The organism is Aliiroseovarius pelagivivens, assembly GCF_900302485.1.
Taxonomy (GTDB): domain Bacteria; phylum Pseudomonadota; class Alphaproteobacteria; order Rhodobacterales; family Rhodobacteraceae; genus Aliiroseovarius; species Aliiroseovarius pelagivivens.
In genome coordinates, this window is sequence record NZ_OMOI01000003.1 from 1 (window position 1) to 5,839 (window position 5,839).

2 tRNA genes and 3 rRNA genes are annotated in these 5,839 nt (G+C 51.8%); all 5 read right to left on the reverse strand.

The annotated features are described in order from the left end of the window. Positions 1 to 100: 100 nt before the first annotated feature. The 5 genes from rrf to ALP8811_RS16185 all read right to left on the reverse strand — a co-directional run bounded on the left by rrf (position 101) and on the right by ALP8811_RS16185 (position 5,337). Positions 101 to 215, reverse strand: a 5S ribosomal RNA gene (rrf, locus tag ALP8811_RS16165). A gap of 81 nt (positions 216 to 296) precedes the next feature. Next, positions 297 to 3,129: ribosomal RNA gene (locus ALP8811_RS16170) — 23S ribosomal RNA — on the reverse strand. 424 nt (positions 3,130 to 3,553) lie between these two features. Beyond that, positions 3,554 to 3,629 (reverse strand) — tRNA-Ala (locus ALP8811_RS16175). 7 nt (positions 3,630 to 3,636) lie between these two features. Further along, a tRNA-Ile gene (locus ALP8811_RS16180) sits at positions 3,637 to 3,713 on the reverse strand. Positions 3,714 to 3,866: 153 nt separating this feature from the next. After that, positions 3,867 to 5,337 (reverse strand): 16S ribosomal RNA (locus ALP8811_RS16185). The 16S, 23S and 5S rRNA genes sit together here with 2 tRNA genes alongside, the layout of an rRNA operon. Between the last annotated feature and the right edge of the window lie 502 nt (positions 5,338 to 5,839).

The window sequence follows — 5,839 nt, forward strand, 5'->3', positions numbered from 1 at the left end:
TTCTAAGCCCTCGAATGCAAAACGCCGGCAGCTTTTTGCTACCGGCGTTTTGTATTTAAGTCATCGTTTTGAGAGGATACGCTATTTGGTTCTTTATTAGGTTTGGCGGTGACCTACTCTCCCACGCCTTAAGACGCAGTACCATCGGCGCAACCGTGCTTAACGGCCGAGTTCGGGAAGGGATCGGGTGTTTCACTGGCGCTGTGACCACCAAACCGAATAAAGAACCAATTCCAAGTCAAGTTATACTGTGATGTATGCTTTTGATTTTGCAGTAGAACTGTCTTCTACTGGATCAAATCAAGCCTATCGGACCATTAGTACCAGTCAGCTGAACGTGTTACCACGCTTACACCTCTGGCCTATCGACGAGGTAGTCTTCCTCGGTCCTCAGGGATACCTTGTTTTGAGGGGGGCTTCCCGCTTAGATGCCTTCAGCGGTTATCCTGTCCGTTCATAGCTACCCAGCACTACCGTTGGCACGATAACTGGTCCACCAGTGGAACGTTCACCCCGGTCCTCTCGTACTAGGGGCAACTCCTCTCAAGTATCCTACACCCACGGCAGATAGGGACCGAACTGTCTCACGACGTTCTAAACCCAGCTCACGTACCTCTTTAAACGGCGAACAGCCGTACCCTTGGGACCTGCTCCAGCCCCAGGATGAGATGAGCCGACATCGAGGTGCCAAACACTGCCGTCGATATGGACTCTTGGGCAGTATCAGCCTGTTATCCCCGGCGTACCTTTTATCCGTTGAGCGATGGCCCTTCCACTCGGGACCACCGGATCACTATGGCCGTCTTTCGACTCTGCTCGACTTGTCAGTCTCGCAGTCAGGCTGGCTTCTGCCATTGCACTCAACGAGCGATTTCCGACCGCTCTGAGCCAACCTTCGCGCGCCTCCGTTACTCTTTAGGAGGCGACCGCCCCAGTCAAACTACCCGCCACACAGGGTCCCGGATCCGGATAACGGACCGCGGTTAGACATCAAACAGAACAAGGGTGGTATCTCAAAGGAGGCTCCCCAAGAACTGGCGTCCTTGGTTCAAAGCCTACCACCTATTCTGCACATGTTGTGTCTGATGCCAATGTGAAGCTGTAGTAAAGGTGCACGGGGTCTTTCCGTCTAACCGCGGGAAGCCTGCATCTTGACAGGCAATTCAATTTCGCTGAGTCGATGTTGGAGACAGCGGGGAAGTCGTTACGCCATTCGTGCAGGTCGGAACTTACCCGACAAGGAATTTCGCTACCTTAGGACCGTTATAGTTACGGCCGCCGTTTACCTGGGCTTCAATTCGGAGCTTGCACTCCTCCTTTTAACCTTCAGGCACCGGGCAGGCGTCAGACCCTATACGTCGTCTTGCGACTTCGCAGAGCCCTGTGTTTTTAGTAAACAGTCGCCACCCCCTAGTTTGTGCCCCCAGTCAATACTTGCGTAGAAACTGGGCCTCCTTCTCGCGAACTTACGGAGGTATTTTGCCGAGTTCCTTCAACATCGTTCTCTCAAGCGCCTTGGTATACTCTACCTATCCACCTGTGTCGGTTTAGGGTACGGTCTCATGAAGGGCTATTTCCAGGAACCGATTAGCAGCCCGCCCAATCCGATAAGGGCAAACTACATTCACGATCCGTCACATCCTTCTGGCCCAGGAATATTAACCTGGTTCCCATCGCCTACGCCTTTCGGCCTCGGCTTAGGGGCCGGCTTACCCTGCTCAGATTAGCTTTAAGCAGGAACCCTTGGATTTTCGGCGAGGGGGTCTCTCACCCCCTTTGTCGCTACTCATGTCATCATTCTCACTAGTGATCTCTCCACGGGATCCCTCACAGGCCCGCTTCATCGAAAGCTCCGATCCTCAAATGATCTGCGAACAGATCTAATGAGGAATGGAACTATGTCACACTACGCTCTGCTACCGCGTGCATAAATGCACACCCTAAGCTTCGGCTCATGGCTTGAGCCCCGGTACATCTTCGCCGCAAGACAACTTATTTAGACCAGTGAGCTGTTACGCTATCTTTAAAGGATGGCTGCTTCTAAGCCAACCTCCTGGTTGTTTTGGTCGTCTCACCTGCTTTCCCACTTAGCCATGAATTAGGGGCCTTAGCTGTAGGTCAGGGTTGTTTCCCTCTCCACAACGGACGTTAGCATCCGCTGTGTGTCTGCCATATAGTACTTCCCGGTATTCGGAGTTTGATTAGGATCAGTAAGGCTGTGGGCCCCCATTACCCATTCAGTGCTCTACCCCCGGGAGTATTCGTATGACGCTCTACCTAAATAGATTTCGCAGAGAACCAGCTATCTCCGAGTTTGATTGGCCTTTCACCCCTAGGCACAGCTCATCCCGATCTTTTTCAACAGATGTGGGTTCGGTCCTCCAGTGCATGTTACTGCACCTTCAACCTGGCCATGCCTAGATCACTCGGTTTCGGGTCTGATCCATCTAACTCATTCGCCCTATTAAGACTCGCTTTCGCTGCGCCTACACCTAACGGCTTAAGCTTGCTAGATAGACCAAGTCGATGACCCATTATACAAAAGGTACGCCGTCAGCCCTCAAGGGGCCTCCGACTGATTGTAGGCGTTCGGTTTCAGGTACTGTTTCACTCCCCTCGTCGGGGTGCTTTTCACCTTTCCCTCACGGTACTGGTTCACTATCGGTCAGTAAGGAGTACTTAGCCTTCGAAGGTGGTCCTCCGATCTTCAGACAGAATTTCACGTGTTCCGCCCTACTTAATACGTCCAATTGTGCTTCATATACGGGACTATCACCCACTATGGTTGCGCTTCCCAACGCATTCTATCCACACTCATGGCTCGGCTGGTCCCCGTTCGCTCGCCGCTACTAGGGGAGTATCAATTGATTTCCTTTCCTCCGGGTACTTAGATGTTTCAGTTCCCCGGGTTTGCTTTTATAAACCTATGTATTCAGTCTATAAATACCTGTTTCAGAACACTATAAATTACCGAAGTAATTATAATGAACTGTCAGGTGGGTTCCCCCATTCGGAAATCTTCGGGTATAACGGCTATTCTCACCTTCCCGAAGCTTATCGCAGAGTATCACGTCCTTCATCGCCTCTTACTGCCAAGGCATTCACCAAACGCCCTTCTCGCGCTTGATTTGATCCAGAAGAAGACAGACCTTTTGTTCATCTGTCGTCTTACCCCGAAGGGCAAACTGGACCAAAAGCATACTTTCCCGCGCTTCTTAATTGTTCCGAAGAACTGGATCGCAGATGTCGGTCTTTGATCCATTAAGAAGCACATTGTTGATCCTCGCGGATCAACAAAACTACAATTCCGTGCTGGATTGCAGTTTGGTTAGTGTACTTGACTTGGACAACACCGTCGTTTCAGCAGCGATATCGAAGAAGGTCCGAGGAAAGGGACCTAAATCAACCGCTTCCCGAAGGAAGAACCGCTGAGGCCGCCACGCACTTGTGGGACCAACAGTGTTGTTTATTGTATTCTCTCTAAACGATGTCAATTTTTGTCCGATTGGACAGCGAAGCATCCGAAGATGCTCGGCAGTCAAATCGCAGGGAATGGTGGAGCCTAGGAGATTCGAACTCCTGACATCCTGCTTGCAAAGCAGGCGCTCTACCAACTGAGCTAAGGCCCCATATAAATGGTGGGTCGAGGAGGACTTGAACCTCCGACCTCACGCTTATCAGGCGTGCGCTCTAACCACCTGAGCTACCGACCCTTACCAGACCGGCAGGTCTGTCTTTGATATTTATTGCACTGAAGAGATATGAGGACGGCCTGGTCCGTCTGATATAGATCGGCAAAGGTACCGATCTGTTGCTAAGTGTATCCATGATAATCGGCGAACCGATCATACTAGGTACATCCTTAGAAAGGAGGTGATCCAGCCGCAGGTTCCCCTACGGCTACCTTGTTACGACTTCACCCCAGTCGCTGATCCTACCGTGGTCCGCTGCCTCCTCAAAGAGGTTAGCGCACGGCCGTCAGGTAGAACCAACTCCCATGGTGTGACGGGCGGTGTGTACAAGGCCCGGGAACGTATTCACCGCGTCATGCTGTTACGCGATTACTAGCGATTCCGACTTCATGGGGTCGAGTTGCAGACCCCAATCCGAACTGAGACATCTTTTGGGGATTAACCCACTGTAGATGCCATTGTAGCACGTGTGTAGCCCAACCCGTAAGGGCCATGAGGACTTGACGTCATCCACACCTTCCTCCGGCTTATCACCGGCAGTTTCTTTAGAGTGCCCAGCCGAACTGCTGGCAACTAAAGACGTGGGTTGCGCTCGTTGCCGGACTTAACCGAACATCTCACGACACGAGCTGACGACAGCCATGCAGCACCTGTATCTTGTCCAGCCGAACTGAAGAAATCCATCTCTGGAAATCGCGACAAGTATGTCAAGGGTTGGTAAGGTTCTGCGCGTTGCTTCGAATTAAACCACATGCTCCACCGCTTGTGCGGGCCCCCGTCAATTCCTTTGAGTTTTAATCTTGCGACCGTACTCCCCAGGCGGAATGCTTAATCCGTTAGGTGTGTCACCGAATAGTATACTACCCGACGACTGGCATTCATCGTTTACGGTGTGGACTACCAGGGTATCTAATCCTGTTTGCTCCCCACACTTTCGCACCTCAGCGTCAGTATCGAGCCAGTGAGCCGCCTTCGCCACTGGTGTTCCTCCGAATATCTACGAATTTCACCTCTACACTCGGAATTCCACTCACCTCTCTCGAACTCAAGACTAGCAGTATTAAGGGCAGTTCCAGGGTTGAGCCCTGGGATTTCACCCCTAACTGACTAGTCCGCCTACGCGCGCTTTACGCCCAGTAATTCCGAACAACGCTAACCCCCTCCGTATTACCGCGGCTGCTGGCACGGAGTTAGCCGGGGTTTCTTTACCAGGTACTGTCATTATCATCCCTGGCGAAAGAGCTTTACGACCCTAAGGCCTTCATCACTCACGCGGCATGGCTAGATCAGGCTTGCGCCCATTGTCTAAGATTCCCCACTGCTGCCTCCCGTAGGAGTCTGGGCCGTGTCTCAGTCCCAGTGTTGCTGATCATCCTCTCAAACCAGCTATAGATCGTCGACTTGGTAGGCCGTTACCCCACCAACTATCTAATCTAACGCGGGCTAATCCAATACCGATAAATCTTTCCCCCGAAGGGCGTATAAGGTATTACTCTCCGTTTCCAGAGGCTATTCCTTAGTACTGGGTATATTCCCACGCGTTACTAACCCGTCCGCCGCTCGGTCCCGAAGGACTGCGCTCGACTTGCATGTGTTAGGCCTGCCGCCAGCGTTCGTTCTGAGCCAGGATCAAACTCTCAAGTTGAAAAGCAATTACTTGCTTATCCTTGACGTTCGAACCTCTGCACATACTGTTGTTTCCAATTGACTTAGAAACGTTCCGGTCCAACCGGCTGGTCGGACCTACTTCTGTTTGTTGTGCTTCAGTTTACCAAAGTAAACCAGAAGCCGTCCAAACAGTGAAGCTGACTATCCATCATCGCTTAGCTCCGAAAAGCCTCGCTAGGTAGTTGGATATATGTGCAGTTGTTTGTTCATCGAAATGAACCAAACCGCCCACATATCTCTTCAGATACCATCAATTTCAAAGAGCGTGGCCCCCGAAGGAACCGAGACAAAACCAACCGGAAGCGCCGCAATTTTGTAGCGCAACCTGCCAACTAAGCCTCTGATTTTTAACCAAACTTTGCAGTCTCTTGCGTCTCTCGACCCCGTCGTCCGCGCCGTCTGGCGTCCCGTTGTGCGCCTCAGCGCCGCCGGTGAAGTGGGTTCTAAGGTTACTGGACCCGACCCGCAAGCGCTTTTTT